16 protein-coding genes are annotated in these 17030 nt (G+C 57.5%); 12 read left to right on the top strand and 4 right to left on the bottom strand.

Annotation, left to right across the window (positions count from 1 at the left end; translation table 11 throughout):
- The first annotated feature begins 252 nt into the window (after positions 1–252).
- Both ACYZTW_RS06045 and ACYZTW_RS06040 read left to right on the top strand, forming a co-directional pair.
- A complete protein-coding gene (locus ACYZTW_RS06045) occupies positions 253–1233 on the top strand; it encodes an integrase domain-containing protein (protein ID WP_462004143.1) in 981 nt (326 codons plus the stop codon).
- The gene (locus ACYZTW_RS06040) at positions 1230–1505 is read left to right on the top strand and encodes a hypothetical protein (RefSeq protein ID WP_462004142.1); all 276 of its coding nucleotides are present in this window, start codon (positions 1230–1232) and stop codon (positions 1503–1505) included. Before ACYZTW_RS06045 ends, ACYZTW_RS06040 begins: the two co-directional genes overlap by 4 nt.
- Before the next feature lie 66 nt (positions 1506–1571).
- Here the strand turns inward: ACYZTW_RS06040 and ACYZTW_RS06035 are convergent, their stop codons facing one another.
- A complete protein-coding gene (locus tag ACYZTW_RS06035) occupies positions 1572–4925 on the bottom strand; it encodes a VPA1262 family protein (protein ID WP_462004141.1) in 3354 nt (1117 codons plus the stop codon).
- A gap of 441 nt (positions 4926–5366) precedes the next feature.
- Between ACYZTW_RS06035 and ACYZTW_RS06030 the strand changes: the two genes are divergently transcribed.
- Positions 5367–5555 (top strand): ribbon-helix-helix protein, CopG family, encoded by a 189-nt coding sequence (locus ACYZTW_RS06030; RefSeq protein WP_095077032.1) that lies wholly within the window; start codon positions 5367–5369, stop codon positions 5553–5555.
- Positions 5556–5576: 21 nt separating this feature from the next.
- On the opposite strand, the gene ACYZTW_RS06025 is transcribed toward ACYZTW_RS06030, so the two are convergent.
- The gene (locus tag ACYZTW_RS06025) at positions 5577–7238 is read right to left on the bottom strand and encodes a SulP family inorganic anion transporter (RefSeq protein WP_462004140.1); all 1662 of its coding nucleotides are present in this window, start codon (positions 7236–7238) and stop codon (positions 5577–5579) included.
- A gap of 172 nt (positions 7239–7410) precedes the next feature.
- On the opposite strand from ACYZTW_RS06025, the gene ACYZTW_RS06020 reads away from it, so the two are divergent.
- From ACYZTW_RS06020 to ACYZTW_RS06000, 5 genes are all read left to right on the top strand, one after another.
- Complete coding sequence (locus ACYZTW_RS06020) at positions 7411–7641, top strand: hypothetical protein (protein ID WP_032828974.1); 231 nt, start codon at positions 7411–7413, stop codon at positions 7639–7641.
- Positions 7642–8322: 681 nt separating this feature from the next.
- On the top strand, positions 8323–8532 hold the full coding sequence (locus ACYZTW_RS06015) for a hypothetical protein (RefSeq protein WP_034100465.1): 210 nt from the start codon (positions 8323–8325) through the stop codon (positions 8530–8532).
- Positions 8533–8943: 411 nt separating this feature from the next.
- Entirely contained in the window at positions 8944–9273 is a 330-nt protein-coding gene (locus tag ACYZTW_RS06010; RefSeq protein WP_462004139.1) for a hypothetical protein, read from the top strand.
- Complete coding sequence (locus tag ACYZTW_RS06005; protein WP_462004138.1) at positions 9274–9453, top strand: hypothetical protein; 180 nt, start codon at positions 9274–9276, stop codon at positions 9451–9453.
- A 72-nt stretch (positions 9454–9525) separates the two neighbouring features.
- Positions 9526–9828 (top strand): hypothetical protein, encoded by a 303-nt coding sequence (locus ACYZTW_RS06000; RefSeq protein ID WP_462004137.1) that lies wholly within the window; start codon positions 9526–9528, stop codon positions 9826–9828.
- A gap of 161 nt (positions 9829–9989) precedes the next feature.
- On the opposite strand, the gene ACYZTW_RS05995 is transcribed toward ACYZTW_RS06000, so the two are convergent.
- Together ACYZTW_RS05995 and ACYZTW_RS05990 are read right to left on the bottom strand one after the other, a co-directional pair.
- Positions 9990–10496 (bottom strand): hypothetical protein, encoded by a 507-nt coding sequence (locus tag ACYZTW_RS05995; protein WP_462004136.1) that lies wholly within the window; start codon positions 10494–10496, stop codon positions 9990–9992.
- A 144-nt stretch (positions 10497–10640) separates the two neighbouring features.
- Positions 10641–11255, bottom strand: coding sequence for a hypothetical protein (locus tag ACYZTW_RS05990; RefSeq protein ID WP_462004135.1), 615 nt, complete (start codon positions 11253–11255; stop codon positions 10641–10643).
- 636 nt (positions 11256–11891) lie between these two features.
- Between ACYZTW_RS05990 and ACYZTW_RS05985 the strand changes: the two genes are divergently transcribed.
- Genes ACYZTW_RS05985 through ACYZTW_RS05970 form a run of 4 tightly spaced genes read left to right on the top strand, consistent with a single transcriptional unit; the run spans position 11892 to position 17030 of the window.
- Positions 11892–12368 (top strand): formate dehydrogenase subunit gamma, encoded by a 477-nt coding sequence (locus ACYZTW_RS05985; RefSeq protein ID WP_462004134.1) that lies wholly within the window; start codon positions 11892–11894, stop codon positions 12366–12368.
- Positions 12365–13927 (top strand): formate dehydrogenase beta subunit, encoded by a 1563-nt coding sequence (locus tag ACYZTW_RS05980; protein WP_462004133.1) that lies wholly within the window; start codon positions 12365–12367, stop codon positions 13925–13927. The genes ACYZTW_RS05985 and ACYZTW_RS05980 overlap by 4 nt, the downstream gene beginning before the upstream one ends.
- Entirely contained in the window at positions 13924–16812 is a 2889-nt protein-coding gene (gene fdhF / locus ACYZTW_RS05975; protein ID WP_462004132.1) for a formate dehydrogenase subunit alpha, read from the top strand. Before ACYZTW_RS05980 ends, fdhF begins: the two co-directional genes overlap by 4 nt.
- Positions 16809–17030 carry a formate dehydrogenase subunit delta gene (locus ACYZTW_RS05970; RefSeq protein ID WP_046045986.1) on the top strand — a complete coding sequence of 74 codons (222 nt, stop codon included), beginning with the start codon at positions 16809–16811 and terminating at the stop codon, positions 17028–17030. Before fdhF ends, ACYZTW_RS05970 begins: the two co-directional genes overlap by 4 nt.

The raw sequence follows: 17030 nt of genomic DNA, 5'->3' as shown, positions 1-17030 counted from the left end.
TTCACCCGACTCAGGATCTCGCGGCATTGGTCTCGTCAGCCAGTGCAGCCTCCACCCGCCCACTTCTTCGGAAGTGCTCAGGAGGCCAGATCATGAGATGCCCACGCTCCCGGTCGTAAGGCGCCGCCAGTCCCGCGTTAGCGGACAACCCTCACAGGTCGCAGGGGCCTTGATCCCTGATAACACTCAACATCCATGGCGGGATGACGTGGGGAAGGTTTTAAAAGTTTTGGCGTCGAGAGGAGTTTGATTATGGCATTGGTCGGTAGACGGGACGGGCGGAATTTTGGCTATGGACGGCAACTGAGTTATGCCGGGCCACAAGCATTGAAAGCTCTGTTTGGCAGTGGGCATTACGGGACCGTCAAAGCACACAGTGATCGGTGGCAGTCGTTTGTACGCTGGTGTCGGTCAGAGGATGGGCCGGGGTTTAACGATGCGCGAAAAATTGATCGGCAGACCTTGCTGGACTATGCCGGACATCTGCGTCAGCAAGTTGAACAAGGCGCTATCCGCATCGCCACCGCGCAAAACCGGTTGTCAAGCGTGAACCGGACCATGGCTGCGCTTCGTGGTGATCAGTATGTGAAGATCGTGAGTCCGAGCAAGGCGCTGGGAATGCGGCGCACCAGTGTTCGTCTCTCGGTGCCGCAAGGCCAAGACCGCGAACACGTGAAGCGGATCGTCGACGTGCTCTACGAACACCAAATGCCGCGCGCCGCGGCCATCGCTCAGTTGGCGCGAGCCACCGGCATGCGCCTGCGCGAGGCCATTTTGGCCGACCTACCGCGCTTAAAACGTGAGGCCGAACAATACGGCAAGATCAACATCCAGGATGGCACCAAAGGGGGCCGTTCAGGTGCCTCGGCACCTCGCTGGATCAGGGTGGATGATCATATTCGCGAAGCGCTGAGATTCGCCGAACAGGTCTCACCCGACGGCAGCCATAACCTGCTTGCGCCGAACGAAAGCTACCTCGATTTCCAACGGGAAATCGTCCGCCCCACACGGGACCTCCTCCATAAGCACAACCTCAAAGGCTTTCATGAATTACGGGCGGCCTTTGCATGCGAACGCTATGAGCAAATCACACAGCATCCCGCGCCTATCAACGATGGCCATTGCTACCAACTCGACCGACGCCTCGATCAGGAGGCCCGAGTGCAAATCAGCTATGAACTCGGACACGGCCGTATCGACGTGGTGTCGGCTTACATTGGTGGTCGAGCATGAACACGGCATTCGATATGGAGCTGTTCCTGTCAGGCGTCCTGACCGGGTCGCATACCACACGCCAACGCCACCTTCATCAGGCAAAGACTATCCAAGCAGCAGTCGTTGAGCGCTGGCAACGCGACAATCCATGGACTTGGCAAAGAAAACACCTTGTGTGGTTTTTGAATCGCCACCTAAACCAGCACACTGAATCGACGCGCTATTACTATTTGCTAACCATGCAATTACTCACTCATCGCCTAGGAAAATCCTGGCAGTTCAACCCCTAAGCGAAGGTCAGAAAACGGCCAAAAACGGACTGTCTGCCCTATAATTAAGTCGTCCTCTTTTTTTTGCTACTCGTCACTTGAGGCTAGGAGCTCTTCCGCTTGGTCGAGGAACGCGGTGAACTCGCCCGGCTTGCCGGTGCCCTCCGACCGCCATTCGCCCATCGGCCTAACCATCGCAAGCTCGCGGGCACCGCGCGACAGCTCCTCCAGCTCGCGGTTGGTCATGCCGCGCTCGCTCAGGTAGTACTGGCACCATCGTGTAAAGGTCAGGATCCACATCGAGACTACCAGGGCATCGTTCCACCGTGTCCAGTCGGAGGTGCTGGCGAGGGGCTGTTGCACGATCCGCTGCTGCCGCTTCAGGATCACCTGCATCGATTTCAGGCTGGCTTGCTGTCGCTCGGGGCTGCTGTAGGCGAAGAGAAACGCGGCGATGTTGGTCGTCTGGCCCTGGCGCGCTCGCTCAAACAGCCGCGACTGGTGTTTCAGTTCTGGCCCCAGCAAAGCAACCAGCTCATGAACCCAGATATCGCAAGCATCATTGGTATTGGCTCGGTCATTCCGCAACAAGGGAAAGACCACATCTTGGAACAGCCACGGCTCGGCCCAAGCCAGTTGCCGCATATGCCCGCGCATCGAATCGACCAAGTGCCTCAGCTCTTCCGCGGGAATCGTCGTAGGCAGCGCCTCATGCAGCGCCGCTACGAGGCCTTTGTAGATTTCGAATTTTGTCGGATTGCCTGCCGCGTGATGAACCATCCAGCCCAAGGCACGCACTCGCTCCGGATAGGTAAAGGTGGCAACCACCTGCAGCACTGTGGCAAGCCCTCCAGGTTGTTCCAGCTGCATCTCAATCACATTCAGCCCCATCCATTGCAGAAGACCGTTGCTGCTGCGAACGAGGCGACCCCGTTGCACCTCGCTGAGGTCGAACTGCATCGACAGCGCAATCTCGCTGACGATCTGGCTCAACAGGGACAGCCGCATCACGTCCGGCTCTTGAGGTTCCATTGGCACGCTGACCATCTGAGCTTCGGCAATCGCTAGCAGAACGTCTGAGGCATGCCACCACAGAAATTTGATGGCGAAGTACTCCGGCCACGTTAGGGCTGCGTACTTTGTCGCATGGAATAAGTGATGCGGGCGATAAGAGCTGTGTAGCAGGGCCTCGAGCGGCTCCCGAAAGAACCGGGCGTCCATCACGGCTAATTCCTTGCCCACGTCGTCATGCGCGCGGTTGAACGATGCTTCGAGGAAGCTCGCCAGGAATTCCAGAAAGCCACGCTCGGATTCGAGCTCGCGAAGGCCATGGTCCTCAGTGCGGGAATGCGCGAGCACTTCGCCGAGCACCTCCCAGGTCGCCGTGTAGTCCGCGAAGTCGCCTGCCTGCTGGTCCAGGCAATTGCGCAAGCCTTCCGTCTCGGGCAACTCGAGTGAGTCATCATTGAGCTGGCCCAGCGCCGCCATCCGCGCCTTCAAAGGGCCGCCGCTCAAGCCTTGGAGCGACGGCTCGACGGTCCATACGCTCAGCACGTCACCGGCCTGTGCCCTCTCAAGGAAGCGTAGTGGTTCATAGCGTCGCGGTGCCGTCGGTGACGCCGTGGAGTCGAAGAGAAGCCGCATAGAGGGATTCTCGGTCTCGCCTATGGACTGCGCGGCCTCCGCCTCCTGTACCAGCCCAGACTTGTATTGCTCAACCTTCAGCAGGACATCCGCAGGGATCGGGGTGACCAGCAACGGTTGGTATTGGGCGGCTGCCTGAAGCGAGTTGGACAGGTTGAAGCCCGCGACCGGTAACTTGTCCGGTGCCATGATCAAGATGTAGCGATCATGCAGTCGGCCTTCCTTCAGGCCGTAGATGCGCAGCTTGATACGCTCCAGTAGGTGGCGGCTCTGCTCGCAGTTCGCTAGCAGGTTGTTAATCCCTTCCTGGGCAGTCTTGTCGGATTTGCGACGCAGGGGTTTACCTTCCTTGACGGGCTTTGGCAGGGACCTGAAGACGATGTAATCGGCAGTCGAGGCCGCACAAAGCAATACCAGACCCAAGCCAGCGGCATCGAAATAGGGATCGAAAATGATCACCTGGTGCTGCTGGTACTTGGCCAACAGCGCCCTGAACCACTCCACAAATTGCAGGCGCCCCTCGCCATCGCCCTGGCCCCAGCGCAGGAAGAACCGTCCCTCCGACTGTGGAGGATGGAGCCGCGCAAAAAGGGAGACGAGATCGTGGTTGGCCGGGACCCAAGGGTCCGCTTCGCGCCCGCCAATGCGGTTGGTGAACCCCTGATTGCCGCGAGTGATCGTCAGGGCTGCCTTTACCCGCGCCGACACGGACGGTCGAGTAGTTCTTTCCAGCCAGTCGAACTTGACCGGGCCGGCCCCCCGGCCCGTCACATGACCCTGAAGATGGATTTCCCGAAAGTACCCGATTCGCCACCGACAACATAGTGTGCTCTCGCGGGAATGGTCGCCATGGAAGCCAAAGATTTCCAGTTCGGTACTGTCGATCCTGGCGTGCAACTGGTCGTTCAGCTCGAACCTGCATTCGAACACGTCTTCCGCATCGCGTTCTGCTGAGGCGATGCCCGAGTAGACGATTTGGCCGTCGTTTGCGATGTTCAGGCGGAACTGGAAGCCGCTGAAGTACGGTACCTGCATCGGATTAAATCGGGCGATCAGGTTTCGTGGAACGTCGGTCCAGCTTACGCTCAGCAAGCCCCGCTCCAAGTCGTCCAGCGCAGGAAAGACCAGCAGCTCAAGGTCGCCGAAGCGGGCGGCATCGGCTCCACCGAAGTCCAGGCCTGTATCCGCGTCGAGGTGCTTGATCACCGATGCTGTCAAGGCGACGTCGTAGTCCTGACCCAGGCGGAACAGCGCCCCCTTTTCGGTCTGGGTAATCGAAGCGCTGAAAGCCCCTGCACCGCCATGCGGGCTGGAGGGCGAGTGTTGGTCATGCGCGTCGCGGTTGAGCAGGTAGCAGACGGGACGGTAAACCAGGTCACCGACGGCGAGGGACGTCGTTCCGAACTTCGTTTTCAGCCGGTCCGAAAGCCCGAGGTTCAGATCTTGGCTGACTTCCACGACGGTCCGGCCGGCGCTCAATTGCCGCAGGAGGTCCGCGCAGTGAACGCTTTCGACGTACAGGTTGAGCCGGATGACCTGCGCCTGGACTTGCCTGAAGGTATGGAAGTTATCGTCGTCACTGGAGGACCAACTGTCGTTGGAATGGCTGTAGGGAAGCAGGCGGCCGTAGACGACGCGATTTTCAATCAATTGCTCGGATTTAATCTGCAAGATCCACAGCTGCAACGCGCAGTGGCGAGCATCCTTCGAGAACAGGCGCGCCAACCGACCGTCGTTGAGCAGAGCATCTAGCGTAGGAGCCATAGATTCTTTATGAGTACCTTTCCGTATTTTCATGTTGGCACCGACGGAGTGAACCACCTTTTTGGGAATATGCCGGCATCGGCGGGCGCCGAGCCATCCGGCTCCAAACACGCATGCGTGGAGGGTCGCTGAACGATTTAGCCAATCTGTTGCATCGGCCAATTGAATCCACAGTTGAATTGCAGCCCTTCTGCGACAGGCAGTAATCGGCCATTTCCGGTCGCTCATGACTGATCACAGTCGACCCGTTGCAGGCAGGCGGCCAGCTTAGAATGAATCTGCTCCCTTCCTCGCGGGTGGGGATTATCCATGCTGAGTCGAAGCAGATCCGGCTCATCACCCACCGTGAGAACCAAATCTTTTCTTGTGAGTAAAGTCGAGGTACCGAGCAGCAAGCCGCCTGTACAGTGACAGCACAGAACAAGGCAATTACAATTTGATTAACATCCAGCGACTTGAGCGATTGAATACCCCATGGAAAGTAAGACTGCGCGCCTCACTGTGCTCATTGATCCCGTCAAGAAAAAAGCTTTCGAGGAACTCTGTGCAGCACAAGACCTGACGTCTTCGCAGGTTGTCCGCCAACTGATTCGTGACTACCTGGACACTCACGGCGCCAGCTATTCGACCAAGAGCAAGCATGCCGCCAGTACCAAGTCATAACCCAACACTGGCAGTTAGTCTCTAGAGGGTCGACGTACCCTCTACGTGACTGACAGCTTTAGCCAGCGCGGTGTTGAAGACTGCGTGGTAATGCTCCGGGCCAATTTCTTGCAGGATACCCACCCTATCGAGCTTGTTGAGCACCTTCGTGTTCGCTTCGCAGAGTTTCACCACGATATTCCGCTTGTGCAGCTGCTGAATGACCTCCTCCAACGCTTGCAAGCCCGTGATATCCATAAACGGTACGCGCTTCAGACGGATAATCAACAGACGTGGGTCGGTATGGGTCTGTGCTAACACACGCTCGAAGGTCTCAGCCGCACCAAAGAACAGTGGCCCTTCAATCGTATAAATCAGTATCCCTGGCGGCAAGTGAGCATGGCCATTGGCCCTCAACTCTTCTTCAAGTTCGTGCTCGACTATCTGCTGCACCTCCACAGATGAGGCCATGCGGCGCATGAAGTGCAGCATCGCGAGAATGACGCCGATATTCACGGCGATCACCAAGTCACTGAACACTGTGAGGCTGAAGGTGATGAGCAGGATAGACACGTCTGCGCGTGGGGCTCGCTGGACCATGCGCTTGAAGTGTTTCAACTCGCTCATGTTGTACGCGACCACGAAAAGAATGGCGGCCAGGGCGCACAGTGGGATGTTTGAGGCTAGAGGTGCCAGAAACATAATAATAAGCACCAAGGTGACCGCGTGCGTAATGCCGGCCAGCGGGCTTGTGCCGCCGTTACGGATATTGGTTGCAGTACGGGCAATGGCTCCGGTAGCTGCGAAGCCGCCAAACAATGGCGTGACCAGATTAGCCACCCCCTGACCGATCAGTTCCTGATTGGAATCATGCTTAGTGCCCGCCATGCCATCGGCCACCATTGCGGACAGCAGCGATTCGATAGCTCCAAGCATGGCGATAGTGAAAGCCGGACCAATCAAATCGATGACGCGCGACAGCGTGATTTCAGGCAGGCTAAACGCTGGAAGACCTTGAGGTATGCCACCAAATGCGCTGCCAATCGTGGCTACCCCCTCGAAATGAAAGGTTGACTGTATCGCCGTAGCTACCGCCATCGCGACTAACGGCCCTGGTACCCGTTTGAGTCCGGGAATTTTGGAAGCGGTGATTACCAAGAAAAGACTAAGTACGGCCAGCAGGGTGGTGGCCATATGAAGATCCGGGAGCGCCTGTAGCAAATGCCAGAGCTTTTCGTGGAAGTGCTCTCCACTGATCGTCGGTAAACCGAAAAAGTCTCTCCATTGTCCGACCCAGATGATCACGCCGATACCAGCGGTGAATCCGACGATCACCGGATCGGGGATAAACTTAATAATTGCACCGAGCCGGGCCATCCCCAGTAATAACAACATGGCACCCGCCATCATCGTGGCGATTTGCAGACCGTCAACACCATGCTTGGCCGTGACTCCCGCCAGAATCACGATGAACGCACCTGTCGGTCCGGCAATCTGCAAGCGGCTTCCCCCAAAGAGCGAAACCAGCAGGCCGCCGATGATCGCGGTGTAGATGCCTTGCTCAGGCTTGACGCCAGATGCAATGGCAAAAGCCATTGCCAGGGGGAGCGCCACGACTCCGACTATCACACCAGACACCATATTGCGGAGCCAGTGTTCTCGACCCAACAGGCCCGCCTTCCATGCCTCCCCTATCGCAATCATGGCTAGCTCCTCAGTGGGTGTATGTGCATAATATTAACATGCAGTGATAATTGAAAAGCCTTTGATCCACTGCGTCGTGCGGCTGGAGATGTTTATAGTGAAGACTCGCATGGGGCTGAACGGGCGCACTGCAAATAGAAAATTCGAGAGCGCGTGTAGCGTGGTGACTGACATGAATCGTAAAGCTGTAAAAAGCAAACATGCCGAAGGCGTGACCTTTGACACCCATGTGATCGCAAACCCGACCAACCCCAAGGAGTGGATTGTGTTCTTCAAGAAGGACGCCGGGAGAAGTTACTTCTTGGTTGATGACAACGAGGAGGTCGAATCTTTCGGGCATCTGGATGACTTGATCGCCGAACTTCGAGACTTGGGACTCAAGACCGCTGAAATCCATTTTTAACCCTTGGATCACACCCTGGAGACATGATCATGTCAGTGAAGGTCGAGTATCTATCCAGTCAAAGCGAAGCTCTTTGGTCTGTATGTTTTGGCATCCGACGAGTGCAGTTTCGGCATGAAAAAAGTGCTCAGGATTATGCTGCCAAGCTCAAGGAGAGAATCGAGGCTCCGCATGTTTACCCTCGACGTGGTCAGCCAGCGAAAATTCATAGTTTATAGGTACAGGCGAGGTCGAACCTCACCCAGCATGTCTATCTGCTTGTTCTACAAAGGATCCGGTTGAACTCGGGACCTTCGGTAAAAAGGCCGAGCAGCCCAATCGCCAATCTTGATATCTGTAACAGATTGGCGTGTTACTACAAGGGAGTGACTGTTTTTGGCCGGTTGATGCCTTATATGACAGGCAGCTTCACGCCCTGAGGAAGTCAGTCAACCTAAATCGCGCTCCTACGTAAATTTCAGGTCTGCTGACTATCCAAGCACCGACAGATTTTACGTAGCAACGCAGACTTCAAAACGGTGCATGCGTTTTCACACAGCCTGGGTCGACTGCGGCCCTTCGTGACTGGCAGCAATCGGCTGTGGATGCACCTTCCTCCCGGCGTCCTGCCGACCATGCGCAACTCCCTACCTAGGTCAGTAATCCCCCTGCTACGCTGAAAATTTCACGGAGGATTGCACAATGCCAAACTCAGACTTACTCCCTTCCCTGCTATTCAAGATCAACGAAAACCAGCTCGCCCTGGAGGCCGCCATCATGGAGCTTTCGAACTGGGTAGAGATGCGCGGATCCGCGGACGTCGCCGACAATGTTCGGGGCGCCCTGGACACGATCGATCGGAACGAGGAGTTCATCAAGATAACGCTTGCTGTGCTCATGACGCCCGAGTGATCGCAAAACTCGCCATGTGTCGGTTTCGGCCCTTTTTGGCAGACTAGGGAGTCTATCCGTAACCAGTTTTTTGTAGATCTTATCTACGGCTCGTCGGAAACTGGATGGAGAAATCCGATCAAGCTTCCATCCACACCAGTCCTTATTGGAGGCAGGCAGGGTGTACACTTCACGGTACAACGTGGAAGTGTACACATGCATAAAACTATGTTAATTATACAGTTATGCTATTATTCGAGTCTCCCTCGGGCACCAAAATTAAGAAAGGTCTTGCTTTGCAAGGCCTTTTTTTTCGTCTGTAGAAAAGCCAACCCCGCCGCTGTAGGAACTGCTGAAGGCTGCGAGCTTTTGATCTTGCTTTTCAATGCCACAACCCAAAACCGCTCGGCTAACGAATCAAGGATTCACACAATGGAATTGCCACTGGAAACCGTTGCCCTTTTCGCCCTCAAGCTGGCTTATGAGACGGAGGATCACAGTCCGATTTTGCGGGATGATCCGATCATGAGTGACTATGAGAGGGAGGTGTTTGGGTTGCTGGTGCGCAGAGGGGATGTTGAGGGGATTCAGTTTAGAGTGGCGCACTGCGTGGGTTTGGCTCTGGAGGCTATAGGTGGTGTTGATACGCCGCTTGGGCGCGAGCTGCATCGATTGTCAGCTGATTTCAGCAATGCACGGACGATGGGGCAGCTTGAAGCGCCGCTCATTGCGCTTAAGGACTATCTGAAAGACATTCAGTGAATGATGCAGCGTGCACACCGGGTGTTTCCGTCTTGTCTTGAACAAGAGGCAAAGGCTCTCGACCAGGTTATGGGCCAGCTCCGCCAGGCGCGCGTGGCAATGCATCGATTCATAGAGGTAAGAATCGGTGAGGAGGAATTGATCATTCCCTACCGGATTTATCACCTGGATTATGAGTGAGCCTTTGACCACTTGACTGAAACCCAGAGCATTTTGTACTCGTGTCTTCTGACACGGCACCACGATGGTCATGTGCGCCAACGTCAACTGGAACAGATTCTCTCAGTTCAGGAACCCTGGATTATCCCGTTCGTGTTCCAGCTGACGGGCGAGTACGTCATCCAGATTCTTGAAACCGTTGAAGCACACCTGCCCAAGTTCGATCCGGCGGTTTACGGTCGTTTCATTCGAGACAATCAGGCGTACTTTCAAACGTCGCAAGCACGCATGATCGGTTACGGGGATTGCTACTACCGATGCCTGTACAAACACCCATCCGACTATGTCGGGTTTCGCGTGTTTGCCAAGCTTCGCGAGTTTTCCGAAAGCGACTAGATCTCGACTTAGTGATAGTTCCACTGTTTTAATGTCGACGCCTAGTTCTGAAATGTGATCTACCCCATTGTTCTCAACCGCTCCCCTTGAGCCCCACTCATATCGAACCACTTATTCTAGACCAACGCAAAAATTAAACAGCTAACAATTTTTAACCTTTATTACACACCACTAAGATATGAGGACCTAAATAGAAAGGACACCATTAAAACAGTAAACCCAATAGCTGCTAGCGGGCCTTTGGGCGACCCTAAAACAAAAGATGTAAATATTCTCAGCGAACCACCAAAGCCTACCGGCACAAGAAGATCTACGATTATTTTGAAAAGCGTAATAAAGCCAACTGCAAACAATAGCGTCACAGCTATTACCAAAAGAGAATTTAAGACCTGATACTCTTGTAGCAATGGGGTTTTTGTAAGCACGGCAATCAAGTAGCAAGCAACCAACGAAAAGATCGCAACAAAAATCTTTACCATATTGTTTTTAACATATTGCCATGAGGTTATCAGATCTTCATCAACTCTCCCTTGAACGCCTGAAAAATAACTCGCAACGTATTCGTTCATTTTTGCGCGCCATGAGTCAGGCATGAAATAATCAAGCCCCATGAGTAACGCCGCAAAAAACTGAAGCTTTAAGATTATAAATTGCTGATCTGTAGTCATTCGATTGTCCTTATGTATAACGATTAAGCTTATAGCCAACAAAAAGCGAAGCTTTCAACTACCCAGTGACGGTATTGAGCGCTAGGGGAACACGGGGTAAACCAAAATTATGGGCATGAAAAAACAGAAGTCAGATCCGTTCCTTCACCGCGGAACAATAATTGGAATAACCATCGGAGTAGGCGGTGCCGGTGGCATCATCATCCCTTCGCTTTTCACCACATTTACTCCTCTGTCCTTGATGGTCTCGAACACCCGCTCCGTTGAAGCAGTGTCGTGATAGCCGCCGTCATCAATCATCACGCTTAACGCACTCTGACGTCGTTGCTCAATCAACTGCACTTGATTGGTTCGGAAGTACGAATCCAGGGCGACCTTGCTAAGTGTCGACAAATCGATCCGAACGATTTCCTTGTACTTTAACGCGCTGGCATCCCAACCCTGCACATAGAGTTCGTCACGGGTCAGAGCGAACGTGCAGAAGTGGTAGGTACCTGTGGTGGAGCCGGGGGTGGAGATCAGCAGCGAGCACCGTCCGTGCTGAAGGATAGGCTCGATGATATCCGGAAAGTCTTTGGCAACTTGAGCCGGAAACTGCCCTCGATCGTAGTAGATGGTGGCCTTGTCGAGCGGGGTGGTATTGCAGCCGGATATTAGGGCGGTCGCACCGATCAACAGGCTGGCACAGAGGTTACGCATTGATGACTCCAGAGTGACCTGAATCGAATCGGTAAATGAGTGCGGAGACTTACTTGTCATAGATCATCCTTGAAATGTGGCTGACGTGGATCGGAGTAGAGGTGAACGACGTGGAGCAGCGCCGGGTTCGTCACGCCTTACTTAACGGGAATGAAAGCGGAGGCCTGTGGCGCGTTGAAACAACATTAGGGGGACCACGGAGGGCGCCACCATCTCGCCATCATAGCGCTCACCGTCCGTATCAGTAAAAAAATCTGACCACAACAGAGGGGAACACTCATAAATGGGGGCTGAGAAAGCATGGACCGCCCCCGGTTTTTTCTTGAGTTGAGAAGAACCGCTCCAAAAAAACCTTCGGCGAGCAATCCGTTATGCCTAAACCCTTGAGCGAAAGTGCATAACGACATTCAGTGACGACGCCTCGTGCTGGGCTCTTCTAGACTTAATGGATAGTCGTAGGCAGAACCGAACACGTCGCTTTGGTGCTGATGAATCAAAGGCAGCGTGGCAAGCTGCCTTAATGCCCTTTTAGAGGTGCGGCAAAGACCGCGCCGGGCACAACAAGATGCCCGCTCAGGGTGCCCTGGCCAACGGCCTGACAATGCCACGATACCGTGACGTGGTGTGAATGCCGCAGCCGACACTTTCGGACGACCGACAACCGCCTGGTTTGTCCGTGACCGTGAGGAATGCTGAATGCCTGATGAGATGTTGCAATTGCCTATGGTCAACAGCGTGCTGGAGCGCCACAAGGGCTCTGCGGGCGCACTGTTGCCGATTCTTCATGAGATTCAGGAGGGCATCGGTTACATCCCCGATGCCGCCATCCCCGAGATTGCCCACGCGCTAAACCTGAGTCAGGCCGAGGTTCGCGGGGTGATCAGCTTTTACCATGACTTCCGCACCGCGCCTCCGGCCCGGCATATCCTGCGTCTGTGCCGGGCCGAGTCCTGCCAGAGTCGCGGCGCCGAGCAGCTCGCTGCGCAGTTGCGTGAACGCCTGCAACTGGACGACCACGGCAGCAGCGCTGACGGCAATATCAGTCTGCGCCCGGTGTATTGCCTCGGTGCCTGCGCTTGCTCGCCCGCCCTTGAGCTGGATGGTCAGGTGCATGCGCGACTCAGCGCCGAGCGTCTGGATGCCCTGCTTGATGCTTGCCAGGAGGACGCATGATGCCGCGCCTCTATTTGCCCTGTGATTCTCTTGCCCGCGCCGTAGGTGCCGATGATGTGGCTGTGGCCCTTTCCACTCAGGCCCGGGAACGCAATCTGCCGCTGGACCTGCAACGCACCAGCTCGCGCGGCCTGTACTGGCTGGAACCGCTGCTGGAAGTGGACAGCCCGCAAGGCCGTATCGGCTTCGGCCCGCTGACCGCTGCCGACGTGCCGTCCGTGCTCGATGCGTTGCAAGGCGAGCCGTCCGCTCATCCTCTGGCCTTGGGTCTGGTGGAGGAGTTGCCGTATCTGAAGACTCAGCAACGCCTGCTGTTCGCCCGCGCCGGCATTACCCGGCCGCTGTCGCTGGAGGATTACCGGGCCCACGGCGGCTTCGAGGGCTTGACCCAGGCCATCGCCCTGGGTGGCGAGCAGACCGCGACCGCTGTGTTCGATTCGGGCCTGCGTGGCCGTGGCGGCGCAGCCTTCCCGGCCGGGATCAAATGGCGCACGGTGCGCGCCACCCAGGCTGCGCAAAAATACATTGTGTGCAACGCCGACGAAGGCGACTCCGGCACCTTTGCCGACCGTATGTTGATGGAAGGCGACCCCTTCCTGCTGATCGAAGGCATGGCCATTGCCGGCATCACCGTCGGCGCCAGCTACGGCTACATCTATGTGCGCTCGGAATATCCACAAGCCGTGGCCACACTGCGCGAGGCGCTGGACATCGCCCGCTCCGCCGGTTACCTCGGCGCCAATGTCGGCGGCAGCGGTCAAGCCTTCGATATGGAAGTGCGCGTCGGTGCCGGTGCTTACATCTGCGGTGAGGAAACCGCGCTGCTGGACTCTCTCGAAGGCAAGCGCGGGATCGTCCGCGCCAAGCCGCCGATCCCCGCCTTGCAGGGGCTATTCGGCCTGCCGACCCTGGTGCACAACGTGCTGACCCTGGCCTCGGTGCCGCTGATCCTGGCCAAGGGCGCGCAGTTCTATCGCGATTACGGCATGGGCCGCTCCCTGGGCACCATGCCCTTCCAGCTGGCGGGCAATATTCGTCACGGCGGCCTGGTGGAACGGGCGTTTGGCCTGACCCTGCGCGAACTGGTAGAAGACTACGGCGGCGGCACCGCCAGTGGCCGGCCGCTGAAGGCCGCGCAGGTAGGCGGCCCGCTCGGCACGTGGGTGCCGCCGTCGCAATTCGACACGCCGCTGGATTACGAAGCGTTTGCTGCCATGGGCGCGATGCTCGGTCACGGTGGTGTGGTGGTGGCGGATGACACGCTGGACATGGCCCAAATGGCGCGTTTTGCCATGCAGTTTTGCGCCGAGGAATCCTGCGGCAAATGCACGCCGTGCCGCATCGGCTCGACCCGGGGCGTGGAGGTGATCGACCGCCTGCTCGCCGCGCCTGACCAGAGCGGTCGCGAAGAGCAGGTGATCATCCTCAAGGACCTGTGCGACACGATGCAATACGGTTCGCTGTGTGCGTTGGGCGGCATGGCCCCATTTCCGGTGGCCAGCGCCCTCAAGTACTTCCCCGCCGACTTCGGTCTGCAATCTTCGGAGGCCGACCAATGATCACCCTCTTCGACCCGAAAACCGATATCGACCTGGGCACACCCGCCCGCGACAGCGACGTGCAAGTCACCTTGAACATCGACGGCCGTAGCATCAGCGTGCCCGAAGGCACCTCGGTAATGCGCGCCGCCGCACTGCTGGGCACCACCATTCCTAAACTGTGTGCCACCGACAGCCTGGAAGCCTTCGGCTCCTGCCGCATGTGCCTGGTGGAGATCGACGGCATGCGCGGCTACCCGGCGTCCTGCACCACGCCGGTCACTGAAGGCATGAGCGTGCACACCCAGACGCCGAAGCTCGCGACCTTGCGTCGCAACGTCATGGAGCTGTACATCTCCGATCACCCGCTGGACTGTCTGACCTGCTCGGCCAATGGCAACTGCGAACTGCAAACCGTCGCTGGCCAGGTCGGCCTGCGGGAGGTGCGTTACGGCTATGAAGGCGACAACCATCTGGCCGATGTGAAGGACACCTCCAACCCTTACTTCGACTACGACCCGAGCAAGTGCATCGTCTGCAACCGCTGCGTGCGCGCCTGCGAAGAAACCCAGGGCACCTTTGCCCTGACCATTACCGGGCGCGGTTTCGAATCCCGGGTCGCGGCCGCCGGGGGCGAGAACTTCCTCGACTCGGAATGCGTGTCCTGCGGCGCCTGTGTCCAGGCTTGCCCGACCGCGACCTTGATGGAAAAAAGCGTGGTCGAACTGGGTCAGCCCGAACGCAGCGTGATCACCACCTGTGCCTATTGCGGCGTGGGCTGCTCGTTCCGCGCCGAGATGAAAGGCGACCAACTGGTGCGCATGGTTCCAGACAAGAACGGCCAGGCCAACCACGGCCACTCTTGCGTCAAAGGGCGCTTTGCCTGGGGCTACGCCACCCACCCGGATCGCATCACCAAACCGATGATCCGCCAGCACATCAACGACCCTTGGCAAGAAGTCAGTTGGGATGAAGCGGTGACCTACGCCGCCAGCGAATTCCGCCGTCTTCAGCAAAAATACGGCCACGACTCCATTGGTGGCATCACCTCCAGCCGTTGCACCAACGAAGAAACCTACCTGGTGCAAAAACTGGTGCGTGCCGCCTTCGGCAACAACAACGTCGACACCTGTGCGCGGGTCTGCCACTCGCCGACCGGCTATGGCCTGAAACAAACCCTTGGCGAGTCCGCCGGCACCCAGAGTTTCGACTCGGTGATGCAGGCCGACGTGATCCTGGTGATGGGCGCCAACCCCAGTGACGCCCACCCGGTATTCGCCTCCCAGCTCAAACGCCGCCTGCGTGAAGGCGCGCGACTGATCGTCATCGACCCACGACGCATTGATCTGGTGGACTCGGTGCATGCCCGCGCCGAAGTGCACCTGGCCCTGCGCCCGGGCACCAACGTCGCCATGCTCAACGCGCTGGCCCACGTCATTGTCACCGAAGGCTTGCTCAACCAGGCCTTTATCGACGCCCGTTGCGAGGACATTGATTTCGCCCACTGGCGCGAGTTCGTCAGCCGCGCGGAAAACTCGCCGGAAGTCCTTGGCGCCATCTGTGGCGTAGACCCTGCCGACATCCGCGCCGCCGCCCGTCTGTATGCCACCGGTGGCAACGCGGCGATCTACTACGGGCTGGGCGTCACCGAACACAGCCAGGGCAGCACCGCGGTCATGGGCATCGCAAACCTGGCCATGGCCACTGGCAACATCGGCCGCGAAGGCGTGGGCGTGAACCCGCTGCGTGGGCAGAACAACGTTCAGGGCTCTTGCGACATGGGCTCCTTTCCCCACGAGCTGCCCGGCTACCGCCACATTTCCAACGAGGTCGTTCGGGCGCAGTTCGAACAGGCGTGGAACGTCACCCTGCAACCCGATCCGGGCCTGCGCATTCCCAACATGTTCGAGGCCGCCCTCAGCGGCAGTTTCAAAGGCCTGTATTGCCAGGGCGAGGACATCGCCCAGAGCGACCCCAATACCCAGCACGTCACCGCAGCCCTGTCGGCCATGGAATGCATAGTGGTGCAGGATATTTTCCTCAACGAAACCGCCAAGTTCGCCCACGTGTTCCTGCCGGGCAGCTCGTTCCTGGAAAAAGACGGCACGTTCACCAACGCCGAACGACGCATCTCCCGGGTGCGCAAAGTCATGGAGCCCCTGGGCGGCAAGGCCGACTGGGAAGGCACCGTGGCCCTGGCCAACGCCTTGGGTTACCCCATGAACTACCAGCACCCGTCAGAAATCATGGATGAAATCGCCAGCCTGACGCCGACTTTCACCAACGTCAGCTACACCGAACTGGATCGCCACGGCAGCCTGCAATGGCCATGCAACGCCGCGGCGCCGGACGGCACGCCGACCATGCACATCGAGGAATTCGTGCGCGGCAAGGGGCGCTTCATGCTCACCGGCTACGTGCCCACCGAGGAAAAGGTCAACAATCGCTACCCTCTTCTGCTGACCACCGGGCGCATCCTCAGCCAGTACAACGTCGGCGCGCAGACCCGGCGTACCGAAAACGTCGCTTGGCACGATGAAGACCGCCTGGAAATCCACCCGACCGACGCCGAGAGTCGTGGCATCAACGAAGGTGACTGGGTTGGCATCGGCAGCCGCGCCGGACAGACCGTACTGCGTGCGCGAGTCACCGAACGGGTCGCCCCGGGCGTGGTGTACACCACGTTCCACTTCCCTGAATCGGGGGCCAACGTCATCACCACAGACAACTCCGACTGGGCCACCAACTGTCCGGAGTACAAGGTCACCGCCGTGGAAGTCAGCCGCGTCTACCACCCTTCCGAGTGGCAAAAACGCTACCAGGAATTCAGTGATAACCAACAACGCCTGCTCGACGAACGCCGCCAGGCACGTACCGCCGGAACAAAAGCGGAGGTACGCCGATGAGCACTGAAAATCTGATCAAAATGGTCAATCAGATCGCCCAGTACTTCGCCAGCGAACCGGACCAGCAACAGGCTGTGCTCGGCGTGCGTAATCACCTGCAGATGTACTGGACGCCCGGCATGCGCAAGGAGTTGCTGGCCTGGCAGACAGAGCATCAGGGGGCAGACTTGCACCCACTGGCGCAGGCGGCGGTCAGTGGAGCGGGCTGGGAGGCCTAG

This window comes from Pseudomonas sp. LB3P25, from assembly GCF_054897985.1.
This window is presented reverse-complemented; position numbering and strand designations above follow the sequence as displayed.